The organism is Citrobacter sp. RHBSTW-00017 (assembly GCF_013797615.1).
GTDB classification, from domain to species: Bacteria; Pseudomonadota; Gammaproteobacteria; order Enterobacterales; family Enterobacteriaceae; genus Citrobacter; species Citrobacter braakii.
Map to the genome: position 1 here is coordinate 403,845 of NZ_CP056899.1, position 25,380 is coordinate 429,224.

Here is a 25,380-nt window from a genome sequence, read left to right on the forward strand (position 1 = left end):
GTCGGCCGTCGGTTACGGATTACTCGTGAATCTGCTTCCTCGGCATAATGTTGACCGTTTCATGCAGTTCGGACCATACCAGCACGGCTTCACCAGATTGTAGTTGGCGTTTGACGTCGGCGACTTTTTGTTCGAGCGAGCGTTCATGTTCACCATAATCGGTGCCTTCGCGCAAGACAAAGCTTTCAATCAGATTGTCCAGTGCGTCCGGGGAGATATCTTGCCAGGGGATGATCATGATGATGCCTCCAGATACGTTGTCAGCCAGTCCGGGATTCTGGATTCCAGCCACATCTCAGGACGGCGTACCGTGCCGCCAATGAATCCGACGTGGCCGCCGTGTTCCGTCAGTTGATACTCTACCTGTGAGGGCAGATTTTCCGGTTTAGGGATCACGTGATGATCCATAAACGGATCGTCTTTGGCATGGATAATCAGCGTGGGTTTGGCGATCTGGTTGAGCAACGGCATAGCGCTACACTGACGGTAATAGTCTATAGCATCGGCGAAACCGTGGATTTTGGCGGTGATCAGATCGTCAAAATCGCGAATGCGACGCAGAGATTTCAACTGGCCCAGACTCACCGGCAGCGATCCTGGATACGCCTCTAGCTTACGCGAGGCATTGGCTTTCAACAGGTTTAGCAGGTAGCGCTGATAGACCCGGGAGAATCCCTTGTCCATATGGTAACTACAGGCTTCCAGCACGAAAGGCGCGGAAACGATAACCGCGGCATCAATTGGAATCTCAGTACCTTCTTTTGCCAGCAGGCAGGCCAGCATGTTTCCACCGAGCGAATAGCCTACCGCCGCGGTCGGCACGCGACCGAACTCACGTGCCAGCCAGTGTAAAAACCAGGTGCCATCTTCTGTTTCACCGGAGTGATAAATACGGTTCAGACGATTGGGTTCGCCGCTGCAGCCGCGAAAATGCATCACCACGCCCAGCCAGCCGCGCTTTTGCGCTGCTTCAATCAGGCCATGTGCGTACGGGCTGTTCAGACTGCCTTCCAGACCGTGAAAAACCACCAGGCGCGGTTTGTGTTTCGCCTGTTGCGGATCTTCACTCCATGCCAGATCGACAAAATCACCGTCGGGCAATTCCAGACGCTGCCAGTGGGCGTCAAACTTCACCTTGCGGCGAATTAAACGCGGCAGCATCGTCTGCAGATGGCGGTTACTGATACCGCGCATCGGACGGAATTCTCGTGAATCGTCGGTAGGTGGAGTTATTTCTGTGGACGTGATTTCAACCATAACACCAGAGCAATTAATAATCGGAAAGAATAACTATACCGCGCACAGCGCGTGCGGGTTAGCCAATATGTGATTTTGTCGCGAGTCAGTCAGCAGGCAATCATCGGCTATAGTGCCGGATGGCGGCTTCGCCTTATCCGGCACTCATGATTACTTGGCCTGCATCTGCTCAAGCTGTTCCTGAGCCTCCAGCCAGGCCATCTCGCACTCTTCCAGTCCGGATTTCGCACTGGCCTGCTGCTGCAAGCATGCTGTGAGTTCGGCTTTGCGGCTTTGGTCGTACAGTTCGCTATCGCCGAGTTTTTCTTCCGCCTGCGCCAGCTGTGCGTGCAGTTTCTCCATCTCTTTTTCCAGACGGGTAATCTCTTTACGTAGCGGTTGCGTCAGGGTGCGTAGTTCAGCTTCGCGACGCTTCTGGTCTTTACGTGCTTGGGCGCTGTTAACGCTCTCTTTTACCGGTTCGTCGCTCTGGTTTTCCTGTTTTTGCACATCGCTCAGCCACTGCTGATAATCCTCAAGATCGCCATCAAACGGCTCGACTTTCTTGTCGTGCACCAGATAGAGGTCATCGGTAGTAGAGCGAATCAGGTGACGGTCGTGCGAGACCACAACCAGTGCGCCTTCGAAATCGATCAGCGCTTCGGTCAGCGCCTGACGCATATCCAAATCCAGGTGGTTGGTCGGTTCATCAAGCAGCAGCAGGTTCGGGCGCTGCCAGACGATCAATGCCAGCACCAGACGCGCTTTTTCACCTCCGGAGAAGCGGCGAGTCTCTTCGCTGACTTTATCGCCCTGGAAGCCGAATCCGCCGAGGTAGTCTCGCAGTTTCTGCTCCAGCTCCTGCGGCGCCATGCGCGCCAGGTGCTGAATCGGTGATTCATCGGCGCGCAAAAACTCCAGCTGGTGCTGTGCGAAGTAACCCAGCTTGATGCCTTTTGCCAGGCCAATCTCGCCGTTGATGGGGGCCAGTTCGCCGGCCAGCAACTTAATCAGCGTAGATTTACCCGCGCCGTTGCGTCCGAGCAGGCCGATGCGAGACCCCGGCACCAGATTCAGTTTGATCGAATCGAGAATGACGCGGTCGCCGTAGCCGGCGCTGACCTTTTCCATCTTTAACAGCGGGTTCGGCAGGCTTTCCGGCTCGCGGAAGCTGAAGTGGAACGGGTTGTCCACGTGCGCAGGGGCAATCAGCTCCATGCGTTCCAGCATTTTGATACGGCTCTGCGCCTGCTTTGCTTTGGTGGCTTTAGCGCGGAAACGATCGATATAGCTTTGCAGATGCGCCACGCGCTCCTGCTGGCTTTCGTACATTGCCTGTTGCTGTGCGAGGCGGGTCGCTCGCTGGATTTCAAACGCGCTGTAGTTGCCGGTGTACTCGAACATCGTTTGCTGTTCGATATGAATAATTTTATCCACCACCGGGTCGAGGAAGTCGCGGTCGTGGGAGATCAAAATCAGCGTGCCCTGATAGCTTTTCAGCCATCTTTCCAGCCAGATCACCGCGTCGAGATCGAGGTGGTTGGTCGGTTCATCGAGCAGCAGCAGGTCTGAACGGCAAATCAGCGCCTGAGCCAGGTTGAGACGCATACGCCAGCCACCGGAGAAATCGCTGACGGGACGTTCAAGCTGTTCGTTGGAGAAGCCGAGGCCATGCAGCAGGCTGGCGGCGCGTGAGCGCACAGTCCAGGCGTCGATGGCATCCAGCTTGCCATGGACGGTGGCAATGGCGTGTCCATCGTTACGTTCGTTGGCATCGTTCAACTGTGCTTCCAGTTGACGATACTCGCGGTCGCCGTCAATCACATACTCCAACGCCGGCTGTGGCAACGCAGGCGTTTCCTGATTAACCCACGCGAGCTGCCAGTTTCCCGGATAGGTAAATCCTCCGGCGTCGGCGCTGAGTTCATTTTTCAGCAATGCCAGCAGAGTAGATTTACCGCAGCCATTTTTACCTACCAGGCCAACTTTCTGCCCTGGATTAATGGTGGCCGTGGCATTTTCCAGCAAGACGCGCACGCCGCGACGAATTTGTAACGATGAGAAAACAATCATAAGGCGCCGTATGTTCAGACTATGTTAATTTATCATTATGATAATGTAATGTGTGGGCCATTTGCCGCACCGAGGCGCAATGGTAGCCCAAAACGTCGAAAATAGACAAAAGACAAAACCGGGAGGGGGATGATGTTCCAGCCAGCGAAAGTCTTGCTGCTGTATGCCCATCCGGAATCTCAGGACTCGGTCGCGAACCGGGTGCTGCTTAAACCGGCCATGCAGCTCAGCAATGTTACCGTGCACGACCTGTACGCGCACTATCCTGACTTTTTTATCGACATTCCGCATGAGCAGGCGCTGCTGCGCGAGCATGATGTGATTGTTTTTCAGCATCCGCTCTACACCTATAGCTGCCCGGCATTGTTAAAGGAGTGGCTTGACCGCGTACTGAGTCGAGGATTTGCCAGCGGCCCCGGGGGGAATCAACTGGCGGGAAAGTACTGGCGGAGCGTTATCACTACCGGAGAGCCGGAAAGCGCCTACCGCTATGACGCGCTAAACCGTTATCCAATGAGCGATGTACTGCGCCCTTTTGAGCTAACGGCCGGTATGTGCCGCATGCACTGGATGAGCCCTATCATTGTCTACTGGGCCAGACGGCAAACGAAACAGGAGCTGGACAGCCATGCGAAAGCGTATGGTGACTGGCTGGCGAATCCGATCCCTGTGGGAGGCCGCTGATGGAAGGTTCTGATTTATTGACTGCCGGCGTGTTGTTCCTCTTCGCGGCGGTGGCTGCAGTTCCGCTGGCCTCAAAGCTGGGTATCGGTCCGGTGCTGGGTTACTTGCTGGCGGGGATTGCTATCGGCCCATGGGGATTAGGGTTCATCAGCGATGTGGATGAAATCTTACACTTTTCCGAACTGGGCGTAGTTTTTCTGATGTTCATCATTGGGCTGGAACTTAATCCAGCCAAACTGTGGCAATTGCGGCGTTCAATTTTTGGCGTCGGTGCCGCGCAGGTGATGCTAAGCGCGGTCGTGCTGGCAGGGCTACTGATGCTTACAGCGTTCTCCTGGCAGGCGGCAGTGGTTGGCGGCATTGGTCTGGCGATGTCATCGACCGCTATGGCGCTACAGTTGATGCGCGAAAAAGGCATGAATCGCAGTGAATCCGGACAACTGGGCTTTTCGGTGCTGCTATTTCAGGATCTGGCGGTGATCCCCGCATTGGCGCTGGTTCCGTTGCTGGCGGGGTCTGCTGACGAACATTTTGACTGGATCAAAGTGGGGATGAAGGTGCTGGCCTTTGCCGGCATGCTGATTGGCGGGCGCTATTTGCTGCGTCCGGTTTTCCGTTTTATTGCGGATTCTGGCGTGCGGGAAGTGTTCACCGCCGCCACGCTGCTATTAGTGCTGGGTTCTGCTTTATTTATGGATGCGCTGGGTTTGTCGATGGCGCTGGGGACCTTTATCGCGGGCGTTCTGCTGGCGGAAAGCGAATACCGACATGAGCTGGAAACGGCAATCGATCCGTTTAAAGGCCTGTTGCTTGGCCTGTTTTTTATCTCCGTAGGTATGTCGCTTAACCTTGGCGTGCTCTATACCCATATTTTGTGGGTGGCGGCGAGCGTGATGGTGCTGGTGGTCGTAAAAATGCTGGTGCTGTATGTACTGGCGCGTCTTAACGGCATGAGAAGCTCAGAACGGATGCAGTTTGCCGGGGTTTTAAGTCAGGGCGGTGAATTCGCTTTCGTGCTGTTTTCAACGGCCTCTTCCCAACGGCTGTTTCAGGGTGACCAAATGGCGCTGTTGTTGGTGACCGTCACGCTGTCGATGATGACCACGCCGCTGGTGATGAAGTTGATTGATAAATGGCTCTCTCGCCAGTTTAACGGCACGGATGAAGAAGATGAAAAACCCTGGGTGGAAGATGATAAACCGCAGGTGATTGTGGTGGGTTTCGGGCGCTTTGGTCAGGTTATTGGTCGTCTGTTGATGGCCAATAAAATGCGTATTACCGTCCTGGAAAGAGATATCAGCGCAGTGAATTTAATGCGCAAATATGGCTATAAGGTCTATTACGGTGATGCCACGCAGGTGGATCTGTTGCGTTCCGCGGGTGCAGAAGCCGCACAGTCTATTGTTATTACCTGTAATGAACCTGAAGACACTATGAAGCTGGTGGAGCTGTGCCAACAGTATTTTCCGCATTTGCATATTCTTGCGCGTGCGCGCGGACGTGTAGAGGCGCATGAGTTATTACAGGCTGGTGTGACGCAGTTTTCCCGCGAAACGTTTTCCAGTGCGCTGGAGTTAGGGCGAAAAACGCTGGTTACGTTAGGCATGCATCCGCACCAGGCTCAGCGCGCTCAGCTGCATTTTCGGCGGCTGGATATGCGCATGTTGCGGGAACTGATCCCCATGCACACGGATACGGTACAAATCTCCCGAGCCAGGGAAGCCCGGCGCGAGCTTGAGGAGATTTTCCAACGAGAGATGCAGCAAGAGCGACGTCAACTGGATGGCTGGGATGAATTTGAGTAGAGGTAACCATGGCAATTCGTAAACGTTTTATCGCAGGCGCAAAATGTCCGTCCTGCCAGGCGCAGGATACGCTGGCGATGTGGCGCGAAAATAATATCGATATTGTTGAGTGTGTTAAGTGCGGTCATCAGATGCGGGAAGCCGATAAAGAGGCGCGCGAGCACGTTCGCAAAGAAGAGCAAGTGATCGGGATTTTTCATCCGGACTAGCGATATGGCGCAGCTTTTTTTAAGCTAGAGGGTACACGGGTGCAGAATTCCGCTACAATCTGCGCCACTATTCTTTCCATGCTCAGGAGATATCATGAAAGTAGCAAAGGACCTGGTGGTCAGCCTGGCCTATCAGGTACGTACAGAAGACGGTGTGTTGGTTGATGAGTCTCCGGTGAGTGCACCGCTGGACTACCTGCATGGTCACGGTTCCCTGATTTCTGGCCTGGAAACAGCGCTGGACGGTCATGAAGTTGGCGACAAATTCGATGTTGCTGTTGGCGCAAACGACGCATACGGTCAGTACGACGAAAACCTGGTGCAGCGCGTTCCTAAAGACGTGTTCATGGGCGTTGATGAACTGCAGGTTGGCATGCGTTTCCTGGCTGAAACTGACCAGGGTCCAGTACCGGTAGAAATTACCGAAGTGGAAGACGACCACGTGGTGGTTGACGGTAACCACATGCTGGCTGGCCAGAACCTGAAATTCAACGTAGAAGTTGTCGCTATCCGCGAAGCGACCGAAGAAGAGCTGGCTCACGGCCACGTTCACGGTGCGCACGGTCACGACCACGATCATGACCACGGTCATGACGGTTGCTGCGGTGGTCACGGTCACGACCATGGTCACGAGCACGGTGGCGAAGGCTGCTGCGGCGGTGGCGGTAAAGGTAACGGCGGCGGTTGCGGTTGCCACTAATCGTTATACGGCATAAAAAAAAGCGGGAATATCCCGCTTTTTTTATGTCTCAATAATGTGGCGGCGGGGTCTCTTCAGACTGCGACGCGATGTGGGACGGCTGCGTTGCTTTGAGCTTCTCCGTCAATAAACGCAGATGGTCGCGGAGTTTTGCCATTTCCAGTTCATGCGCGGTCACCGTCACGTTGAGCTCTTCAATGGTTATCTCCTGAAATGCCAGGCGACTTTCCAGTTCAGCCAGGCGAGTTTCCATTGTTGTATCCTGCATGATTCACCTCTTTCTTTTTTCTCCGGCAGATCGCGGACTGCGGCGAATTCTACTTAACTTTGCCTGTTTGCACAGCACTCAATCTTCGGTCACGAAACTAATTTAAACAAAAAGAGTCTGAAAAGTGGTGATAATAGGGCGTGCCCGTATGTTGATTTGTTCTGCAACGCTTTATAGTACATTTTTATGTTAGCTAACCTTGGGGTGAGATGCCCCGGCCCTGGAGATATGGATGAAATCACTGTTTAAAGTAACGCTGCTGGCGACCACAATGGCTGTTGCTCTGCATGCCCCGATCACCTTCGCTGCTGACGCTGCGAAACCAGCCGCTACTGCTGACAGCAAAGCAGCATTCAAGAATGACGACCAAAAAGCCGCTTACGCGCTGGGCGCGTCCCTGGGTCGTTATATGGAAAACTCTCTGAAAGAGCAGGAAAAACTGGGCATCAAACTGGATAAAGATCAGCTGATCGCTGGCGTTCAGGATGCGTTTGCAGACAAGAGCAAACTGTCTGACCAGGAAATCGAACAAACTCTGCAGGCGTTTGAAGCACGCGTGAAGAGCTCCGCTCAGGCGAAAATGGAAAAAGACGCGGCTGACAATGAAGCCAAAGGTAAAGTTTACCGCGAGAAATTTGCTAAAGAGAAGGGCGTTAAAACCTCTTCTACTGGCCTGGTCTATAAAGTAGAGAAAGAAGGTACCGGCGCTGCACCGAAAGATAGCGATACCGTGGTAGTCAACTACAAAGGTACGCTGATTGATGGTAAAGAGTTTGATAACTCTTATACCCGCGGTGAGCCGCTCTCTTTCCGTCTTGACGGTGTTATCCCTGGCTGGACCGAAGGCCTGAAAAACATCAAGAAAGGCGGCAAAATCCAGCTGGTTATCCCGCCGGATCTGGCTTATGGCAAAACCGGCGTACCGGGCATTCCGGCTAACTCTACGCTGGTCTTTGATGTTGAACTGTTAGACATCAAACCGGCACCGAAAGCCGATGCGCAGCCAGATGCTGCACCGGCAGCTAAAGCTGCGGACAGCAGCAAAAAGTAAGTAACCAGATACCGCCGCCCACAGGGCGGCGGTTTTTTATTATCGACAGGATATAATTAATACTGGAAAGCGCCTTGTGCGCTGTATTACTTTAGATGCCCCTATAATAGTGATGAGCCTGCCCTGACAACATAACGACAGGCTCCTGAAAAGGAGTGCTTTTTTTCATGTCCAGGTCGCTTTTAACCAACGAAACCAGTGAGCTAGATTTACTGGATCAACGTCCTTTCGATCAAACCGATTTCGATATCCTCAAATCCTACGAAGCGGTTGTGGACGGGTTGGCGATGCTCATTGGTTCCCATTGTGAAATCGTATTGCACTCTTTGCAGGATTTGAAATGCTCTGCCATCCGCATTGCTAACGGTGAACACACGGGCCGCAAAATTGGCTCGCCGATTACTGACCTTGCGTTGCGTATGCTGCATGATATGACGGGTGCGGATAGCAGCGTGTCGAAGTGTTACTTCACACGTGCGAAAAGCGGTGTCTTGATGAAGTCGGTGACGATTGCCATTCGCAACCGTGAGCATCGCGTGATTGGTCTGCTGTGCATCAACATGAACCTTGATGTTCCATTCTCGCAGATAATGAATACCTTTATTCCTCCGGAAACCCCGGAAGTGGGTTCTGCCGTTAACTTCGCTTCTTCGGTGGAAGACCTGGTTACCCAAACGTTGGAATTCACGATTGAAGAAGTGAATGCCGATCGTAATGTTTCCAACAATGCCAAGAATCGCCAGATTGTCCTGAATCTGTATGAGAAAGGTATCTTCGATATTAAAGATGCCATTAACCAGGTCGCCGATCGGCTGAACATCTCCAAGCACACGGTTTACCTCTATATTCGTCAGTTCAAAAGCGGCGATTTCCAGGGGCAAGACAAGTAATGCGTTTTGCCATTATGGTGACGGGGCCAGCTTATGGCACGCAGCAGGCGAGCAGCGCGTTGCAATTTGCTCACGCGTTACTCAAAGAAGGGCATGAGCTATGCAGCGTCTTTTTCTATCGTGAAGGTGTGTATAACGCCAACTTCCTGACTTCACCTGCCAGTGATGAATATGATCTGGTGCGGGCCTGGCAACAGCTGAACCAGCAGCATGGCGTGACGCTGAATATCTGCGTAGCTGCGGCGCTGCGTCGTGGCGTCGTTGATGAAACAGAAGCGAAGCGACTGGGACTGGCAGGGGCTAATTTACAATCAGGTTTTAACCTCAGCGGGCTGGGTTCGCTGGCTGAGGCATCCCTGACCTGCGATCGCGTGGTGCAGTTTTAATGAAACGTGTTGCTTTTGTCTTTTCTACCGTGCCGCATGGCAGTTCGTCTGGCCGCGAAGGGTTAGATGCCTTACTGGCGACATCGGCGTTAACGGAAGACCTCGGCGTATTTTTTATCGGCGATGGCGTTTTTCAAATCCTCCAGGGACAACAGCCGGATGTCGTGCTGGCTCGCGACTATATCGCAACCTTCAAGCTGTTAGGGTTGTACGATATCGATCAATGTTGGCTTTGTGCCGCCTCGTTACGCGAGCGGGGCCTCCAGCAGGGGGGGGATTTTGTGGTCGATGCGACAGCGTTAGAACCGGAAGATTTACGCCGTGAGCTAGGCAAATATGACGTCATTTTAAGGTTTTGAGATACTCATGCTGCACACATTACATCGCTCCGCGTGGCTTACCGATTTCTCCTCTCTTCTTCGCCTGATTGATAAAGACGATGAACTTTTATTGCTTCAGGATGGCGTGACCGCGGCAATAGAAGGGAGCCGTTTCCTTGAAAGTCTGCAAAATGCCTCCATTAAGGTCTATGTACTGGAAGAAGACATTAAAGCTCGCGGCTTAGGTGGTCAAATTTCAGACAGTGTCGTCAGGGTTAGCTATACTGACTTCGTCAGACTTACGGTGAAGCATCCCAGCCAGATGTCCTGGTAATTGTGGGATCGTTGTATATTTCTTGACACCTTTTCGACACCGACCTAAAATTCTGCGTCCTCATATTGTATGAGGTCGTTTTATTACGTGTTTACGAAGCGAAAGCTACAACCAGGAGCTATTTAATGGCAACAGTTAACCAGCTGGTACGCAAACCACGCGCACGCAAAGTTGCAAAGAGCAACGTGCCTGCACTGGAAGCATGCCCGCAGAAACGTGGCGTATGTACTCGTGTATATACTACCACTCCTAAAAAACCAAACTCCGCACTGCGTAAAGTATGCCGTGTGCGTTTGACTAACGGTTTTGAAGTGACTTCCTACATCGGTGGTGAAGGTCACAACCTGCAGGAGCACTCCGTGATCCTGATCCGTGGCGGTCGTGTAAAAGACCTCCCGGGTGTTCGTTACCACACCGTTCGCGGTGCGCTTGACTGCTCCGGCGTTAAAGACCGTAAGCAATCACGCTCCAAGTATGGCGTGAAACGTCCTAAGGCTTAATGGTTCTCCGTTAAGTAAGGCCAAACGTTTTATATTAATGTCAAACTAAACTCGTAGAGTTTTGGACAATCCTGAATTAACAACGGAGTATTCCCATGCCACGTCGTCGCGTCATTGGTCAGCGTAAAATTCTGCCGGATCCTAAGTTCGGATCAGAGCTGCTGGCTAAATTTGTAAATATCCTGATGGTAGATGGTAAAAAATCTACTGCAGAAACCATCGTATACAGCGCGCTGGAGACCCTGGCTCAGCGTTCTGGTAAAGATGGCCTGGAAGCTTTTGAAGTAGCCCTTGAAAACGTGCGTCCGACTGTCGAAGTTAAGTCTCGCCGCGTTGGTGGTTCTACTTATCAGGTTCCAGTTGAAGTCCGTCCGGTTCGCCGTAATGCCCTGGCAATGCGTTGGATCGTTGAAGCTGCTCGTAAACGCGGTGATAAATCCATGGCTCTGCGCCTGGCGAACGAACTTTCTGATGCTGCAGAAAACAAAGGTACTGCAGTTAAGAAACGTGAAGACGTTCACCGTATGGCAGAAGCCAACAAGGCGTTCGCACACTACCGTTGGTAATCCCTTCGGAGTTTTAGTCACCAGGCGGGCGCTTCTAGTAAGCAGCCCGCTTTGGGCTACTTAAATTGAACGCCTAAAAGATAAACGAGGAATCAAATGGCTCGTACAACACCCATCGCGCGCTACCGTAATATCGGTATCAGTGCGCACATCGACGCCGGTAAAACCACTACTACCGAACGTATTCTGTTCTACACCGGTGTAAACCATAAAATCGGTGAAGTTCATGACGGCGCAGCCACCATGGACTGGATGGAACAGGAGCAGGAGCGTGGTATTACTATCACCTCCGCAGCGACTACTGCATTCTGGTCTGGTATGGCTAAGCAGTATGAACCGCATCGCGTAAACATCATCGACACCCCGGGGCACGTTGACTTCACTATCGAAGTAGAACGTTCCATGCGTGTGCTTGATGGTGCAGTAATGGTTTACTGCGCAGTTGGTGGTGTTCAGCCTCAGTCTGAAACCGTATGGCGTCAGGCAAACAAATATAAAGTTCCACGCATTGCGTTCGTTAACAAAATGGACCGTATGGGTGCGAACTTCCTGAAAGTTGTTGGTCAGATCAAAACCCGTCTGGGCGCGAACCCTGTTCCGCTGCAGTTGGCGATTGGCGCTGAAGAAGCGTTCACCGGTGTTGTTGACCTGGTGAAAATGAAAGCCATCAACTGGAACGAAGAAGATGCAGGCGTAACCTTCACTTATGAAGATATCCCGGCTGACATGCAGGAACTGGCTGAAGAATGGCACCAGAACCTGATCGAGTCCGCTGCGGAAGCTTCAGAAGAGCTGATGGAGAAATACCTGGGTGGTGAAGAACTGACTGAAGAAGAGATCAAAAAAGCTCTGCGTCAGCGCGTTCTGAACAACGAAATCATCCTGGTAACCTGTGGTTCTGCGTTCAAGAACAAAGGTGTTCAGGCGATGCTGGATGCGGTAATTGATTACCTGCCATCCCCAGTCGACGTACCTGCGATCAACGGTATTCTGGACGACGGTAAAGATACTCCGGCTGAGCGTCATGCTAGCGATGAAGAGCCGTTTGCTGCTCTGGCATTCAAAATCGCTACCGACCCGTTCGTGGGTAACCTGACCTTCTTCCGCGTGTACTCTGGTGTGGTTAACTCCGGTGACACCATCCTGAACTCAGTGAAAACTGCACGCGAGCGTTTTGGCCGTATCGTACAGATGCACGCTAACAAACGTGAAGAGATCAAAGAAGTTCGCGCGGGCGATATCGCTGCTGCTATCGGTCTGAAAGACGTGACCACTGGTGACACTCTGTGTGACCCGGATCACCCGATCATTCTGGAGCGTATGGAATTCCCTGAGCCGGTAATCTCCATCGCGGTAGAACCGAAAACCAAAGCTGACCAGGAAAAAATGGGTCTGGCTCTGGGCCGTCTGGCTAAAGAAGACCCGTCATTCCGCGTTTGGACTGACGAAGAATCTAACCAGACTATTATCGCCGGTATGGGTGAGCTGCACCTCGACATCATCGTTGACCGTATGAAGCGTGAATTCAACGTTGAAGCGAACGTCGGTAAACCTCAGGTTGCTTACCGTGAAGCGATTCGCGCGAAAGTTACCGATATCGAAGGTAAACACGCTAAGCAGTCTGGTGGTCGCGGTCAGTACGGTCATGTTGTTATCGACATGTACCCGCTGGAGCCGGGTTCAAACCCGAAAGGCTACGAGTTCATCAACGACATCAAAGGTGGTGTAATTCCTGGCGAATACATCCCGGCCGTTGATAAAGGCATCCAGGAACAGCTGAAATCTGGCCCGCTAGCTGGTTACCCGGTTGTTGATCTGGGCGTGCGTCTGCACTTCGGTTCTTACCATGACGTTGACTCCTCTGAGCTGGCGTTTAAACTGGCCGCTTCTATCGCCTTCAAAGATGGCTTTAAGAAAGCGAAACCAGTTCTGCTTGAGCCTATCATGAAGGTTGAAGTAGAGACTCCGGAAGAGAACACCGGTGACGTAATCGGTGACTTGAGCCGCCGTCGTGGTATGCTTCGTGGTCAGGAATCCAACGTCACTGGCGTTGTTATCCATGCTGAAGTTCCGCTGTCTGAAATGTTCGGATATGCAACCCAGCTGCGTTCTCTGACCAAAGGCCGTGCTTCTTACTCCATGGAGTTCCTGAAGTACGACGATGCGCCGAACAACGTTGCTCAGGCCGTTATTGAAGCCCGTGGTAAATAAGCCACAGGATTAAAACCTAAGTCCCGTGCTCTCTCCCCAGGGGAGAGCACTATAGTAAGGAATATAGCCGTGTCTAAAGAAAAATTTGAACGTACAAAACCGCACGTTAACGTCGGCACCATCGGCCACGTTGACCACGGTAAAACTACCCTGACCGCTGCAATCACCACCGTACTGGCTAAAACCTACGGCGGTGCTGCTCGTGCATTCGACCAGATCGATAACGCGCCGGAAGAAAAAGCTCGTGGTATCACCATCAACACTTCTCACGTTGAATATGACACCCCGACTCGCCACTACGCACACGTAGACTGCCCGGGCCACGCCGACTATGTTAAAAACATGATCACCGGTGCTGCGCAGATGGACGGCGCGATCCTGGTTGTTGCTGCGACTGACGGCCCGATGCCGCAGACTCGTGAGCACATCCTGCTGGGTCGTCAGGTAGGCGTTCCGTACATCATCGTGTTCCTGAACAAATGCGACATGGTTGATGACGAAGAGCTGCTGGAACTGGTAGAAATGGAAGTTCGTGAACTTCTGTCTCAGTACGATTTCCCGGGCGACGACACTCCGATCGTTCGTGGTTCTGCTCTGAAAGCGCTGGAAGGCGAAGCAGAGTGGGAAGCGAAAATCATCGAACTGGCTGGCTTCCTGGATTCTTACATCCCGGAACCAGAGCGTGCGATTGACAAGCCGTTCCTGCTGCCTATCGAAGACGTATTCTCCATCTCCGGTCGTGGTACCGTTGTTACCGGTCGTGTAGAGCGCGGTATCATCAAAGTTGGTGAAGAAGTTGAAATCGTTGGTATCAAAGAGACTGCTAAGTCTACCTGTACTGGCGTTGAAATGTTCCGCAAACTGCTGGACGAAGGCCGTGCTGGTGAGAACGTTGGTGTTCTGCTGCGTGGTATCAAACGTGAAGAAATCGAACGTGGTCAGGTACTGGCTAAGCCGGGCTCTATCAAGCCGCACACCAAGTTCGAATCTGAAGTGTACATTCTGTCCAAAGATGAAGGCGGCCGTCATACTCCGTTCTTCAAAGGCTACCGTCCGCAGTTCTACTTCCGTACTACTGACGTGACTGGTACCATCGAACTGCCGGAAGGCGTTGAGATGGTAATGCCGGGCGACAACATCAAAATGGTTGTTACCCTGATCCACCCAATCGCGATGGACGACGGTCTGCGTTTCGCAATCCGTGAAGGCGGCCGTACTGTTGGTGCGGGCGTTGTTGCTAAAGTAATGAGCTAATTATTGATTAATTAGCTTTGAGCTTAAAAAGGGCGCTTCGGCGCCCTTTTTGCTGTCCGCGATTTAGCAGTTGTCATATTTATTCGCATTTTTCATTCATTCTCCCGCTGCGTAAATAGCGTTGTGCTATTGTAATCATAACTATTCTCATTTACACTTTGCGCAGAAATTGAACGGGAGCGATCATGTACGTTTGTTTGTGTAATGCGATAAGTGATAAAAAAATACGTCAGGCTGTTCGCCAGTTTCATCCTCAGTCCTTTCAGCAATTGCGTAAATTTATTCCTGTTGGAAATCAATGCGGTAAGTGTATTCGTGCTGCCCGCGAAGTCATGCAGGATGAATTAACGCAAATGCCAGAATTTAAAGAGATCGCCTAAGTCACACTCTTTTTTTTGACATCCCTGTAGCCCCATCTACGCTCTAAGAGTGGAAGCGGAGGGACTATAAAATGAAAGGTGATGTTAAAATCATAAATTATCTCAATAAACTATTGGGAAATGAGCTTGTCGCAATCAACCAGTATTTTCTCCATGCTCGTATGTTCAAAAACTGGGGACTGACTCGCCTCAATGATGTTGAGTACCATGAATCTATCGATGAGATGAAACACGCTGATAAATATATCGAGCGTATTTTATTCTTAGAAGGGCTCCCAAACTTACAGGATCTTGGTAAGTTGGGTATAGGCGAAGATGTTGAAGAGATGCTGCAATCCGATCTTCGACTCGAACTCGATGGGGCTAAAGATTTACGTGAAGCCATTGCCTATGCCGACAGCGTCCATGACTACGTTAGCCGGGATATGATGATCGAAATCCTTGCTGATGAAGAAGGTCACATTGACTGGCTGGAAACGGAACTGGATCTGCTCCAGAAGATGGGACTCCAGAACTATCTTCAGGCACAGATTCGCGAAGCGTAGACGCAAACTTTGCAGAGCGGCAGGCCTGCCGCTCCTTTCAGTACCCGATAACACCTGAACTTTGCGCGCTGAAAATCAACCAACCTGCCAGTCCAAGCCACGGACCGAACGCGATAAGCGGTATCGACGTCCTTCGGGTAAGGCGTAGGATCAGCCACCAGACAATGCCCAGCAATGATGCAGCGAGTAAAATGGGCGGTAGCGCTGGCCATCCACACCAGGCACCCATCGCTGCCAGTAGCTTAGCGTCACCCAGGCCGATGCCCTCTTTTCCCGCGAGAATTTTGCATCCCCACCAGACCAGCCATAGCGTCAGATAGCCAGCGACAGCGCCGTACAGCGCGTCGGGTAACATCTCTCTGTCGTAAACGCTGTGATATAGCAGACCGAGCCAGAGCAGCGGCTGCGTCAGCACATCCGGCAGCAGGTACGTCCGGAGATCAATTTGCGCCAGGGCGAAAATAAACCAGAACAGCGTCATGATGGCAATCGCATCTGATATTGAAGAGACAAACGCGGCGCTAAGCGCAAAAACACAAGAACACGCCAGTTCAGTCAGTGGGTAACGCCATGAAATGGGCTGAGCGCAGGCCTGGCAACGCCCCCGCTGCCACAGCCAACTGAATAGTGGAATAGTGTTACGCACCGATAGCCTGTGCTGGCAGTGCGGACAGTGCGACGGAGGCCAGGCGATATTCCATGTTTCGCTGTGCCGATGCTCAATCATGATCGGCAGTCGATAAACCACTACATTCATAAAGCTGCCGACTATCAGCCCGACAAATGCCATTGCTGCAATGTTAATGAGTTCCGTCATTTCCCCACCGGATAGAGTTCAAGGGCTTCCACCGCAATCTCCCCGGCGACCGGGCGGGCGCTAAACGTGAGTTGCGAAACCTGTATTCCCTCATTTTGTAGGGTATTAAGCCACGCAAATAATGGTTCGGTTTTGACAACGGGAAGCGAGATCGCAAAATGATCGGGAGTGGATGTCACAACGCTGATATTCAGACCTGCCTGCTGCGCGCTATGTTGTATCAGTGCCGGATCGGTCTTTGTGCCCGGTCTACTGGCAACTAATCCGCGACGCTGAATCGCCTCATTTACCCACAGGATCTCACTCCTGAGACGATCATTTTCCTGCCTCTGCTGTGAAATAGCGTTATCCAGGGGCTGAACCACGCCGTACCAGAATCCCGCCAGCAGACAGAAAACGGCGAGGAATATCAGACTGCGTTGCTCTCTGCCGTTTTTTTCGCTCCACCAGCTATTCATATTCATTTGCGCTCCTTCAGGGTCAGCCGGACGCTACCTGTCGTCCCTTCTGGCGGTTGAGTCAGGATAAATTCGTCGTTTGTCTGCACCATAAAGCGGCGAAGATGTTCCGGATCGCGAACGTTGAGCGTCAGGGTAAAAAGGCGTTGTTCGAGCCGGTAGTTGACCTCGCGGATGGTAAGCCCCGGCAATGTGCTTAATCGGGTCTGAAGCTGAGTCAGTAACGTCAGCACATCCGGATAGCGATCCCTCGCGGACGATTCGAAGAAATATTTAAAATTGCTGTTGCGGTTATCACCTGGGAAATAGCGGTTCCACAGGGTGGCACCTTCAGCTGAGAGCGCCTGTTTCTGTTGATGAAGCTGCCAGAGCATCACCCCTTTCAGCCCTGAGAAGAGCGCTATTGCCAGGGCAAATGTTGCTATGGCGGCATATTTCAGCAGACGCGGGGTCGGTTGTGTCGGGGGCAAAGGGCGGAAGCTGCCGTGTAATACGTTAATGTCCTGAATATTATCGCCATTGCAGGCGCACGCCAGCGGCGGCTGCCAGTCAAGGTATTCGACATAAGCGTGAGGCACAGGAAGCGGGCTGGCGCTGATGATTTTTTGCTCTGTATGGCTGGCGAGTAAATGCGTGAGCAGTGCTTCACTCAGCACGCCTGTTTTCCACGCGTCGTAACGGATTAACCATCGCTCATCTTGTTTTAGCAGACTCCAGCTATCCGTGACATACGGCAGCCAGAAACCATCCGGAACGATATACGTCAACGTCACGCCAGCTGTGCGGAAAGTCGTCAATAGATCGTTCAGCGTAGTCCTGGCGATCCCGGCCAGATGGAGCGTGTTTTCTTCTCTGGCGAGAACCGTCCAGTGCAGGCTATCTGTATCACCGACAACGGCGTCCTCCACCAGCCAGCCCAGCGTTTGTTCACTGATTTTGTAGTTTTCCGTTGGTAATTCGACGCGACGAAAACAGAAATAATCAGGTGACAGGAACAGGCAGGCGTTACCGGCATCCGGCAGGTCGGCCAGCGCGTTCGGCTGGAGGTAAGCCGCCTGTTCAACAATAACCGGAGGCTGTGCCTCGTTGGGGCAGCACCATTCCAGTTTTCCCGGCAGCGGACGTAGCAGTAATGTGTCTGGCGTCATTTAGTTCCCTTTAATGGTCGCGCGCCACGCTTTTGCGGGCTGTAATAAACAGAGCCTTTCTTTTGGGATCGTATTCCAGCTGGCTGATGGTGCTCCCGGCGCTATCGCCCTGTTCGATAGTCGTTTCAAGGCGGAAGTAACGACTGGTCGCCACCGCAATGCTTTTGAATGTGGACTGCGACAGCTTATGAGCTGGATTATCCTTATCGAATGTCTTTAACAGCGTCTCAATGCTGATTTTTCGTCCTTTGCGCGGGGTATCAAAAAAGCGCTCAATCTCGCGTGGCGGGACAGCATTATTGAGCATCGCCGCAAGCAACGGTGCATCCCGGCGCGTCAGGGTGTTGATGTTGATTTTTAGCTCATCATCAGGCAGCGCGCAGAGTAGCGGGGAGATTTGCTGGTAAAGAGAAAGCGTCATCCCTTTGATTTGTTTGAGCTCACTGATTGACCAGATACGTCGTCCGCCAATGGTGTGGGGGTCGTTACTTGTCTGGTAATACTCATTTTCGGCACCGGAGGCGCGTGGGATATCGTCGTTATCGATGTAGTCGGCGATAGCATCAACCAGCGCCTCAGCTTGGGCATTGGTGACGCCGACGTTGTCCAGCAGCGCGAGAAAGACGCTCACGCTGGCGGGCGGCTCTTTCATTCGATCGGTCGGGGCGTTAATCAGCGCATTAATGTTGTAACAGGCCTGCTCGTCAGATAGCTGCCAGCTAACAACATCGCCGCTGGCGAGCTGAATACGCTGCGGCTGCGCCCAGAGCTGCTCGTGAGTGAGGTATTTCTCATTATCCCGCAGGTCCTGTTCAAGAATACGCATGGCCTGGCTTTCAGCCAGCTCTGCCAGCCAGTTTTGCTGTAGCCGCATCCGGGTGTAGCTGGTACGTTTGAGGTTGATCTGGTAGCGCACGGTCATTTCGCTGGCCAGCGCCGCCATAATTGCCAGGATCATCAGCACTACCAGCAGCGCCACGCCCTTTTGCCGGGTCATTGCTGTTCTCCTGGCTGGCGGTTCTCTGGCAAGAGCGTCAGACGAGTTATCGTGCCGGAATCAGCAAGTTTAAGAGTGACTTCCATCGCGCCAGGAGATGGGATTGTCGCCGTGTCCGTCCACGCTTTCTCTTTACTGTTGTAATAACGCAACGTGAAGGCGTTCACATCATTGAGCATCGGCTGAGTGATAGCTGCGGTTGCATCTTCCGGGTAGCGCCAGAGCGTGCGGTATAAAGTATGATCCTGCAGATACCACTGAACTCGCTGGATATCGGGCGCGCAGCAGGCGCCAGGATAACTGTTACTGCTGGCTGTCGTCAGCATCAGCGTCTCTTTTTCGCCCTGCAATTGGGTTACCGGCACCCGCTGTCGGATATCTTTATCCAGCAAATTGACGGTACGCACGATAGCGGAAAAACGCTGCTGATGCTTTTTGGTCTGCTCGTTACTGTCAATTGTCGTCGTCAGCATCTGCGCCGTCAGCAGGCTGAGCATGGCGAACAGAGCAATAGCCAGTAAAACTTCCAGCAGGGTAAAGCCGCGCTGTTTCTCAGGGCCGGGAGACATTTTGCGGTCCTCCTTGCGGCGAGGGGATAAAGCGCTGCAGGCGGATCTGCTGTTTGTCCTCAAGAGCGACGTCTGCTGTCCAGGTGCTGAGGCCGGAAGCATCGGCGGGTGAGACTGTCAACGACCAGTCCCAGCGGCGTTTACCCATAATGCTGCTGCCTGTCGCTGTTTTAGCGGGGATCTGCCCGGTCAGTTGATAGGTTTTGAGCACATTATCCGCTACCCAACCGGCAAGCACCTGTTCTTCCATTTTTGCGGTGGCGCTAACCTGACCGTGCAGGCTGTTGAGTAGCGCGAGAGAGCAGGTGGCGAAAATGAATATCGCCAGTAGCACTTCCAGAAGCGTCATTCCTGATTGCCTTTGGCTCATCGGCTTTCGCCTCGGGTGAGCACCAGCGGCAGCCCGCCGGTACTGGCGAGCGTGAACAGCAGCCTGTTATTTTTACGGCTGCGGATGTGTAGCGTAAACGGCGTAATTTCACCGTCCGGGTGAATCAGAATTTGCGGCGTGCCGACGGATTGCCTGGCGAGCGACGCCGGGAACAGAGCCACCTGCCAGTCACTTTCCCACTTTCCCTCGGTCGCCAGGCGATAGAACTGGGTTGGCGTCTGCCAGCCATTGCCGATTGGTGTGACGATGCGCCAGCCTTGTTCGCGGATCTCAATACCGGTACTGCGGTCTTCCATGGTTGACCAGTCGGCGGCATATTCAGTCAGCGCCGCCAGCTGTTCAACTGCGGTAATAGCTTTCGCGGTATCATTTTGTCGCCCGTAGGTCATCATCACCAGCGAGGCGCCAAGCGCGATAATCGTCAGCACCAGAATGACTTCCAGTAGCGTGAATCCCTTCTGCCTCATTCCGATTATTTCGCTTTACCCAGTTCCCAGTTAGTAATGTCGTCAGCGGTGCCGGGTTCACCGTCCTGACCTGCGGAGAGAATATCGTAATCGCCGTGTTCACCAGGGCTTACCAGCAGATACTCATTACCCCAGGGATCCTGTGGCAGACGCTTGATATATCCCTTCGCGTTGTAATTTTCCGGGATTGGGCTGGCGGTCGGTTTTTCGACCAGCGCCTTTAGCCCCTGCGCCGTCAGCGGATAGCGATAGTTATCCAGTTTGTACATATCCAGCGCATTCTCCAGCGCCACGATGTCGCTGACGGCTTTCTGGTGATCGGCTTTGTCTTTATTGCCCATTAAGCTGGGGACGACCAGGCTTGCGAGGATGCCCAAAATAACCAGCACCACCATCATCTCCAGCAGCGTAAATCCTCGCTGCTTATGTGCATCACTATTCACGTTTTATCCTTAACTTACCAATGAGTTGAGTTGCAAAATGGGTTGCAGAACCGAGACGATGATGAACAGCACAATCATCGCCATCGTAATAATCAGCGCGGGTTCAAACAGCGCCAGCGTCAGCGCAATGCGGTTTTGTAGCAGTGTTTCCTGCTGATCGGCGGCGCGCGCCATTAGCTCGCTGAGTTGGCCGCTTTTTTCCCCGGAGGCAATCATGTAGAGCATCATCGGCGGGAAGATATCGCATTTTTCCAGAGCGAGATGAAAGCCTGAGCCCTGGCGCACGCGCTCCGCGGCCTGACCCAGCCGCTGACTGATTTCTCGGTTACCGATGCCTTCGGTTGCCAGCGTCATCCCTTCCAGCAGCGGAACGCCGCTGATATTAAGAATGCTCAGGGTGCGCAAATAACGGGCGCAGTGGATAGCGCGCAGCAGGGCGCGACTGGGTTTGAAATCAAGAAGCCAGCGGTCAAACAGATGGCGTTTGCCGGGGCGGGTGAGCCAGTGGCGAAACAGGAAAAAGGCAATCAGCAGCAATGCGATTACCCACAGTCCGTAGTGGCGCATGGCATCGCTGATTGCCAGCAACACGCGCGTGGACATCGGCAGCGCTTCTTTCATATGCAGAAACTGCTCCACAATTTTGGGCACTACGGTAGTGAGCAGGATAGCGACGACGGCGATCGCCACGCTGGTCAGCAGGGAAGGGTACACCATTGACTGGATGAGTTTACTGCGTGTTGCCTGGCGTAACTCATTGTAGTCAGCCAGCTTTTCCAGCACACAGCCGAGCTGTCCGCTTTTTTCACCGGCTTTCACCAGCGTGCGGTAAACGGTATCGAAGATTCGCGGCCAGGCGGCCAGCGATTCGGAAAGCGTATGTCCGGCGAGGATCCGTTCGCGCAGGTCGTGTAGCACCAGCCCCAGTTTATTATTTTTGTTCTGCCGGCCAATAACGAACAGCGCCTCTTCAAGCGGTAGTGAAGCGTTGGCCAGTGTGGCGAGCTGGCGGGTGAACAGCGCCAGTTCACTGCCGCTAAGCCGTAAACGAGGCGTTTTTTTTATCGTCCGGAACAGCGAAATGACCTTTTTCTCATTTAACACCAGCGGGTGCAGACCCTGGGCGCGCAGCGCCTCGCGCGCCTCTTTGCTGCTGGCGGCATCCAGCGTTCCATGGTGAGTCGTGCCGCTGTCATCCATTGCCTGCCACTGATATTTCATCGTGTATCCTCTTGGGCAGAGGTGACGCGCATGACTTCCTCAAGCGTGGTTTCGCCTGCCAGCACGCGCAGCAGGCCGTTCTCCCGCAGGCTCCGGCTTTGCTGGCGCAGGCACTGCTCCAGGGCGTGTTCATCGGCGTCGCGATGGATGATGCTGCGCATAGTTTTATCCACCAGCATAATTTCATGAATCGCCAGTCGCCCCTGGTAGCCAGTTCCCCGACATTCGCCGCATCCGCAAGCCTGCCAGATTGTCTGAGCGGTGGGATCGAGCGCGTGCAGGGGGGATTTCTGAGAGTCAGGAATGGGGGCATGCGCGCGGCAGGCCGGACAGAGGCGACGCACCAGGCGTTGGGCGATAACGCCGCTTAGCGATGATGAGAGCAGGAAAGGTTCAACGCCCATGTCCCGTAATCGGGTGATCGCACCGCAGGCGCTGTTAGTGTGCAGGGTGGAAAGCACCAGATGTCCGGTGAGCGATGCCTGAACCGCTATCTGCGCGGTTTCGGCGTCACGAATTTCGCCGACCATGACGATGTCCGGATCCTGGCGCAGGATGGCGCGCAGTCCCCTGGCGAAAGACATATCCACCCGGCTGTTTACCTGGGTTTGTCCGACGCCTTCCAGCTCGTACTCGATGGGATCTTCGACGGTCAGGATATTACGCTGGGGGGAATTCAGCTCGGCGAGAATCGCATACAGCGTGGTGCTTTTTCCCGACCCCGTCGGGCCGGTGACAAGAATGATGCCGTGCGGCTGCTGTACTAAACCCTTCAGCCGCAGGCTATCCACCGCCGATAGCCCCATATTCTCCAGCGTCAGGCGCAGACTGTTTTTATCCAGCAGACGCAGCACGGCTCTTTCGCCATACTGCGAGGGTAACGTCGAAACGCGGACATCAATATTTTTGCGTCCGAGGCGCAGGGAAATACGCCCATCCTGCGGCAGTCGTTTTTCGGCAATATCCAGTCGTGCCATTACTTTGATACGCGAAATCAGCAGCGGCGCCAGTTTTTTAGCGGGCTGAAGGACTGGCTTAAGGACGCCGTCGATACGAAAACGCACCACCAGAGATTTTTCGAAGGTTTCGATATGCACATCCGACGCGCCTTCCCTCACGGCTTCATGAAGGACCGCGTTGATCAGTCGGATAACCGGTGCGTCGTTTTCATCACTGAGCAGATCGGCGTTGTCGGGTAACTCCTCGCTCAGCGCCGTCAGGTCGATCTCCTGATCGATATCCTGGGCAATCTGCCGGGACTCTCCGGCGCCGTGCTGGAAAAGTTGCTCCAGGTGGTCGTCAAATTGCGCTGGCGTCAGGCGGCTGAAGCGCTGACAGGCAACGCTGGCCTCAAGCACGTTTTCCAGCGGCGTGTCGGTGCGGTAGAACAATTCATCCACCGCGACCGCGATACCAAATTTTTGCCCCTGTGCGTAATTAAGCGGCAGAGGATGCTGGGGAGGAATGCGCGTCCATAAGTCAGTCATGTTGGATCATTCCCGGAAGGGATTGCGCGATGGCTGGTCGTTGGGCGCGTCGGTCGGCACATCGAAATTCAGCTCTTTAAGCATCGGGCGTTCTTCGTCCTTCACGCCGACCAATCCACTGGATTGCTTATCAATACGCTGCTGCTGTAAATCACGAAATCGGGTGTACTTATCCTTTGAGAGCGAACGATAAACCTCGTCGTCGCGAATAATGGTCGGCCTGATAAAGACCATTAAATTACGCTTCGCATTTTCCGTTGAGGTGTAGCGGAATAGCTGTCCGAGAACAGGGATATCGCCCAGCAGCGGTACTTTGGAAACCTGCTCTTTGCTTGAATCATCCAGCAGGCCACCCAGCACCACGGTTTCGCCACTTTTGACCAGCACGGCATTCTGGATAGTACGGGTGTTGAACGTCGGACCGAGATCGCTGGCGTTACCGGAGGCGGTATCGACGCTCGACACCTCCTGCTCGATCTCCATCAGCACCGCGTCGCCTTCGTTGATTTGCGGTGTGACCTTCAGTTTGGTGCCGACGGTTTTACGTTCGACCGTATTAAAGACGTTGTCGCCGGAGGTCGTTTGCGAGCCGGAAAGCACCGGCACATCCTGGCCGACATTAAACGATGCTTCTTTGTTATCCAGCGTCACAATGCTGGGGGTGGCGAGGATATCGTTTTTGTTGTCGGAGGAGATCGCGGTGAGCAGGACGCTCCAGTCCCCCTCAAAGAAGCCCGTCGCCAGGCCGTTAAAACTGCTTAACGCGCTGGCAATAGGGTTGTCACTGGTCATCGAACCGTTTTTATCAAACTGGCGCGCGCCTCTTGAGGCGTCGAAAATCGGCAGCCCCGTTTTAGTAAACTGCTGACCGCCGACGTTGCTGTTGGCCCATTGCACGCCAAGATTCAGGCCGTTGCCATCCTGGACTTCCACAATGATGGCTTCAACCAGTACCTGTGCGCGGCGAATATCCAGACGAGCGATGACTTTTTCCAGCTCCTGCATGGTGCTCTGGTCTGCGGTAATGACCACCGAGTTGGTTTGTTCATCGGCGTTAATCGAGACATCCCGGGAAGGGGTAGCCACGCTCTGCGAAGACGACTGCTTGTCTTCCGTCAGTTTGGTTGACACGCCGGTCAGCACTTCAACGATTTTAGTGGCTTTGGCGTATTTCAAATAGAACACGCGAGTATTGCCCTGCGTGGTCTGTTCGATATCCAGTTTAGCGATTAAAGATTTCATCCGCTGGCGCACATTGTCCGGCCCGCTGATAAGAAGGGCGTTGGTGCGCTTGTCGGCGACAATTTTAGGCAGCAGGATCTGCGTTGGGTTTTCCTTTGACTCTTCGCGAATCAGGCTGTTAATTACGTCAGATAAATCAACTGCCGAGGCGTAGCGCAGTTTGATAAGCTCACGTTCCTGAGTACCGATAACATCGACCCGTTTCACAACCTCAAGGATGCGATTGACTATATTGGCTTTACCGGTGATCAACAGCGCATTAGAAGGATCATAGTGTACGACGTTGCCAATGCCGCCGCTGTCCATCATCTGGCGTAATAGCGGAGCCAGATCGCGTACCGGGACATTTTTCAGCGCCACGACGCGGGTGATAAATTCATCGCCAACCGCCGGTTGCGACTGTGCCAATACTTTTCCCGGCGCGGTCTTAAGCGTTGCGGAGCGAACAACCTTCAGCAGGCCGTTATCCAGGGTGATAACCGAGTAGCCGTAGATATCGAGAACGCTGAGAAAAAACTGGTAGTATTCCTCCTCGTTGAAACTGTCAAAGCTGCGAACGGAGATTTTTCCCTGGACGGACGGATCGATCAGAATGGTTTTGCCCATTTGCTTACTGACCGAGGTAATAAACTCCCGGAGATCCGCATCCTGGAAGTTTGCCGAATATTGCGCTGACATGGTTTGAAATGGAAAGGAGCAAAACTGTAGCGCCAGTATCCATGCAGCCG

General features: G+C 53.2%; 30 protein-coding genes. 15 read left to right on the plus strand and 15 right to left on the minus strand.

The annotated features are described in order from the left end of the window. Positions 1 to 19: 19 nt before the first annotated feature. The 3 genes from HV037_RS01825 to HV037_RS01835 all read right to left on the minus strand — a co-directional run bounded on the left by HV037_RS01825 (position 20) and on the right by HV037_RS01835 (position 3,309). A complete protein-coding gene (locus HV037_RS01825) occupies positions 20 to 238 on the minus strand; it encodes a YheU family protein (protein WP_003023615.1) in 219 nt (72 codons plus the stop codon). Continuing rightward, entirely contained in the window at positions 235 to 1,257 is a 1,023-nt protein-coding gene (locus HV037_RS01830) for a hydrolase (RefSeq protein WP_016154772.1), read from the minus strand. Before HV037_RS01830 ends, HV037_RS01825 begins: the two co-directional genes overlap by 4 nt. Before the next feature lie 150 nt (positions 1,258 to 1,407). Further along, positions 1,408 to 3,309, minus strand: coding sequence for an ABC transporter ATP-binding protein (locus HV037_RS01835; RefSeq protein ID WP_016157622.1), 1,902 nt, complete (start codon positions 3,307 to 3,309; stop codon positions 1,408 to 1,410). A 132-nt stretch (positions 3,310 to 3,441) separates the two neighbouring features. Here HV037_RS01835 and kefG point away from each other — a divergent pair, with 132 nt between their 5' ends. The 4 genes from kefG to slyD all read left to right on the plus strand — a co-directional run bounded on the left by kefG (position 3,442) and on the right by slyD (position 6,707). Then, the gene (gene kefG, locus HV037_RS01840; RefSeq protein ID WP_003023629.1) at positions 3,442 to 3,993 is read left to right on the plus strand and encodes a glutathione-regulated potassium-efflux system ancillary protein KefG; all 552 of its coding nucleotides are present in this window, start codon (positions 3,442 to 3,444) and stop codon (positions 3,991 to 3,993) included. Next, the gene (gene kefB / locus HV037_RS01845) at positions 3,993 to 5,798 is read left to right on the plus strand and encodes a glutathione-regulated potassium-efflux system protein KefB (protein WP_016154769.1); all 1,806 of its coding nucleotides are present in this window, start codon (positions 3,993 to 3,995) and stop codon (positions 5,796 to 5,798) included. The genes kefG and kefB overlap by 1 nt, the downstream gene beginning before the upstream one ends. 8 nt (positions 5,799 to 5,806) lie before the next feature. Further along, positions 5,807 to 6,007, plus strand: a complete 201-nt coding sequence (locus HV037_RS01850; protein ID WP_016154768.1) for a YheV family putative zinc ribbon protein — start codon at positions 5,807 to 5,809, stop codon at positions 6,005 to 6,007. A gap of 94 nt (positions 6,008 to 6,101) precedes the next feature. Next, on the plus strand, positions 6,102 to 6,707 hold the full coding sequence (slyD, locus tag HV037_RS01855) for a peptidylprolyl isomerase (RefSeq protein WP_003023634.1): 606 nt from the start codon (positions 6,102 to 6,104) through the stop codon (positions 6,705 to 6,707). Between the two features lie 49 nt (positions 6,708 to 6,756). Here slyD and HV037_RS01860 read toward each other — a convergent pair whose 3' ends face one another. Beyond that, positions 6,757 to 6,975 (minus strand): protein SlyX, encoded by a 219-nt coding sequence (locus HV037_RS01860; protein ID WP_003023639.1) that lies wholly within the window; start codon positions 6,973 to 6,975, stop codon positions 6,757 to 6,759. 232 nt (positions 6,976 to 7,207) lie between these two features. On the opposite strand from HV037_RS01860, the gene fkpA reads away from it, so the two are divergent. The 11 genes from fkpA (at position 7,208) to bfr (ending at position 15,412) form a co-directional block, all read left to right on the plus strand. Continuing rightward, positions 7,208 to 8,026 (plus strand): FKBP-type peptidyl-prolyl cis-trans isomerase, encoded by an 819-nt coding sequence (gene fkpA / locus HV037_RS01865; protein ID WP_016154767.1) that lies wholly within the window; start codon positions 7,208 to 7,210, stop codon positions 8,024 to 8,026. A gap of 167 nt (positions 8,027 to 8,193) precedes the next feature. Next, complete coding sequence (locus HV037_RS01870) at positions 8,194 to 8,916, plus strand: transcriptional regulator (protein ID WP_003023643.1); 723 nt, start codon at positions 8,194 to 8,196, stop codon at positions 8,914 to 8,916. Continuing rightward, complete coding sequence (gene tusD, locus HV037_RS01875; RefSeq protein ID WP_016154766.1) at positions 8,916 to 9,302, plus strand: sulfurtransferase complex subunit TusD; 387 nt, start codon at positions 8,916 to 8,918, stop codon at positions 9,300 to 9,302. Before HV037_RS01870 ends, tusD begins: the two co-directional genes overlap by 1 nt. Further along, on the plus strand, positions 9,302 to 9,661 hold the full coding sequence (gene tusC / locus HV037_RS01880; RefSeq protein ID WP_016157621.1) for a sulfurtransferase complex subunit TusC: 360 nt from the start codon (positions 9,302 to 9,304) through the stop codon (positions 9,659 to 9,661). The genes tusD and tusC overlap by 1 nt, the downstream gene beginning before the upstream one ends. 7 nt (positions 9,662 to 9,668) lie before the next feature. Then, on the plus strand, positions 9,669 to 9,956 hold the full coding sequence (gene tusB, locus HV037_RS01885; RefSeq protein WP_016157620.1) for a sulfurtransferase complex subunit TusB: 288 nt from the start codon (positions 9,669 to 9,671) through the stop codon (positions 9,954 to 9,956). A 125-nt stretch (positions 9,957 to 10,081) separates the two neighbouring features. Continuing rightward, positions 10,082 to 10,456 (plus strand): 30S ribosomal protein S12, encoded by a 375-nt coding sequence (gene rpsL / locus HV037_RS01890; protein WP_003023654.1) that lies wholly within the window; start codon positions 10,082 to 10,084, stop codon positions 10,454 to 10,456. A gap of 95 nt (positions 10,457 to 10,551) precedes the next feature. Beyond that, positions 10,552 to 11,022 carry a 30S ribosomal protein S7 gene (rpsG, locus tag HV037_RS01895; protein ID WP_016154763.1) on the plus strand — a complete coding sequence of 157 codons (471 nt, stop codon included), beginning with the start codon at positions 10,552 to 10,554 and terminating at the stop codon, positions 11,020 to 11,022. Positions 11,023 to 11,118: 96 nt separating this feature from the next. Then, positions 11,119 to 13,233, plus strand: coding sequence for an elongation factor G (gene fusA, locus HV037_RS01900; protein ID WP_016154762.1), 2,115 nt, complete (start codon positions 11,119 to 11,121; stop codon positions 13,231 to 13,233). Positions 13,234 to 13,302: 69 nt separating this feature from the next. Beyond that, positions 13,303 to 14,487, plus strand: a complete 1,185-nt coding sequence (gene tuf / locus HV037_RS01905; protein ID WP_003031109.1) for an elongation factor Tu — start codon at positions 13,303 to 13,305, stop codon at positions 14,485 to 14,487. 185 nt (positions 14,488 to 14,672) lie between these two features. Continuing rightward, the gene (bfd, locus tag HV037_RS01910) at positions 14,673 to 14,867 is read left to right on the plus strand and encodes a bacterioferritin-associated ferredoxin (RefSeq protein WP_003031111.1); all 195 of its coding nucleotides are present in this window, start codon (positions 14,673 to 14,675) and stop codon (positions 14,865 to 14,867) included. A 71-nt stretch (positions 14,868 to 14,938) separates the two neighbouring features. Then, the gene (bfr, locus tag HV037_RS01915; protein ID WP_016154761.1) at positions 14,939 to 15,412 is read left to right on the plus strand and encodes a bacterioferritin; all 474 of its coding nucleotides are present in this window, start codon (positions 14,939 to 14,941) and stop codon (positions 15,410 to 15,412) included. Positions 15,413 to 15,449: 37 nt separating this feature from the next. On the opposite strand, the gene HV037_RS01920 is transcribed toward bfr, so the two are convergent. Genes HV037_RS01920 through gspD form a run of 11 tightly spaced genes read right to left on the minus strand, consistent with a single transcriptional unit; the run spans position 15,450 to position 25,369 of the window. Next, a complete protein-coding gene (locus HV037_RS01920; RefSeq protein ID WP_103283377.1) occupies positions 15,450 to 16,229 on the minus strand; it encodes an A24 family peptidase in 780 nt (259 codons plus the stop codon). After that, on the minus strand, positions 16,226 to 16,693 hold the full coding sequence (locus HV037_RS01925) for a type II secretion system protein M (RefSeq protein WP_016157618.1): 468 nt from the start codon (positions 16,691 to 16,693) through the stop codon (positions 16,226 to 16,228). The genes HV037_RS01920 and HV037_RS01925 overlap by 4 nt, the downstream gene beginning before the upstream one ends. Further along, entirely contained in the window at positions 16,690 to 17,835 is a 1,146-nt protein-coding gene (gene gspL, locus HV037_RS01930) for a type II secretion system protein GspL (RefSeq protein WP_016157617.1), read from the minus strand. The genes HV037_RS01925 and gspL overlap by 4 nt, the downstream gene beginning before the upstream one ends. Before the next feature lie 10 nt (positions 17,836 to 17,845). Beyond that, positions 17,846 to 18,832, minus strand: a complete 987-nt coding sequence (gene gspK / locus HV037_RS01935; RefSeq protein ID WP_016157616.1) for a type II secretion system minor pseudopilin GspK — start codon at positions 18,830 to 18,832, stop codon at positions 17,846 to 17,848. Further along, on the minus strand, positions 18,829 to 19,401 hold the full coding sequence (locus HV037_RS01940) for a type II secretion system protein GspJ (RefSeq protein WP_016157615.1): 573 nt from the start codon (positions 19,399 to 19,401) through the stop codon (positions 18,829 to 18,831). Before HV037_RS01940 ends, gspK begins: the two co-directional genes overlap by 4 nt. Beyond that, positions 19,385 to 19,771 carry a type II secretion system minor pseudopilin GspI gene (gene gspI / locus HV037_RS01945; RefSeq protein ID WP_016157614.1) on the minus strand — a complete coding sequence of 129 codons (387 nt, stop codon included), beginning with the start codon at positions 19,769 to 19,771 and terminating at the stop codon, positions 19,385 to 19,387. Before gspI ends, HV037_RS01940 begins: the two co-directional genes overlap by 17 nt. Continuing rightward, complete coding sequence (gspH, locus tag HV037_RS01950; protein WP_016157613.1) at positions 19,768 to 20,259, minus strand: type II secretion system minor pseudopilin GspH; 492 nt, start codon at positions 20,257 to 20,259, stop codon at positions 19,768 to 19,770. The genes gspI and gspH overlap by 4 nt, the downstream gene beginning before the upstream one ends. 5 nt (positions 20,260 to 20,264) lie before the next feature. After that, the gene (gene gspG, locus HV037_RS01955; RefSeq protein ID WP_047358922.1) at positions 20,265 to 20,657 is read right to left on the minus strand and encodes a type II secretion system major pseudopilin GspG; all 393 of its coding nucleotides are present in this window, start codon (positions 20,655 to 20,657) and stop codon (positions 20,265 to 20,267) included. A gap of 54 nt (positions 20,658 to 20,711) precedes the next feature. Beyond that, the gene (gspF, locus tag HV037_RS01960; protein WP_016157612.1) at positions 20,712 to 21,923 is read right to left on the minus strand and encodes a type II secretion system inner membrane protein GspF; all 1,212 of its coding nucleotides are present in this window, start codon (positions 21,921 to 21,923) and stop codon (positions 20,712 to 20,714) included. After that, positions 21,920 to 23,410 (minus strand): type II secretion system ATPase GspE, encoded by a 1,491-nt coding sequence (gene gspE / locus HV037_RS01965; RefSeq protein ID WP_016157611.1) that lies wholly within the window; start codon positions 23,408 to 23,410, stop codon positions 21,920 to 21,922. The genes gspF and gspE overlap by 4 nt, the downstream gene beginning before the upstream one ends. A 6-nt stretch (positions 23,411 to 23,416) precedes the next feature. After that, on the minus strand, positions 23,417 to 25,369 hold the full coding sequence (gspD, locus tag HV037_RS01970; protein ID WP_225622916.1) for a type II secretion system secretin GspD: 1,953 nt from the start codon (positions 25,367 to 25,369) through the stop codon (positions 23,417 to 23,419). Positions 25,370 to 25,380: the final 11 nt, after the last annotated feature.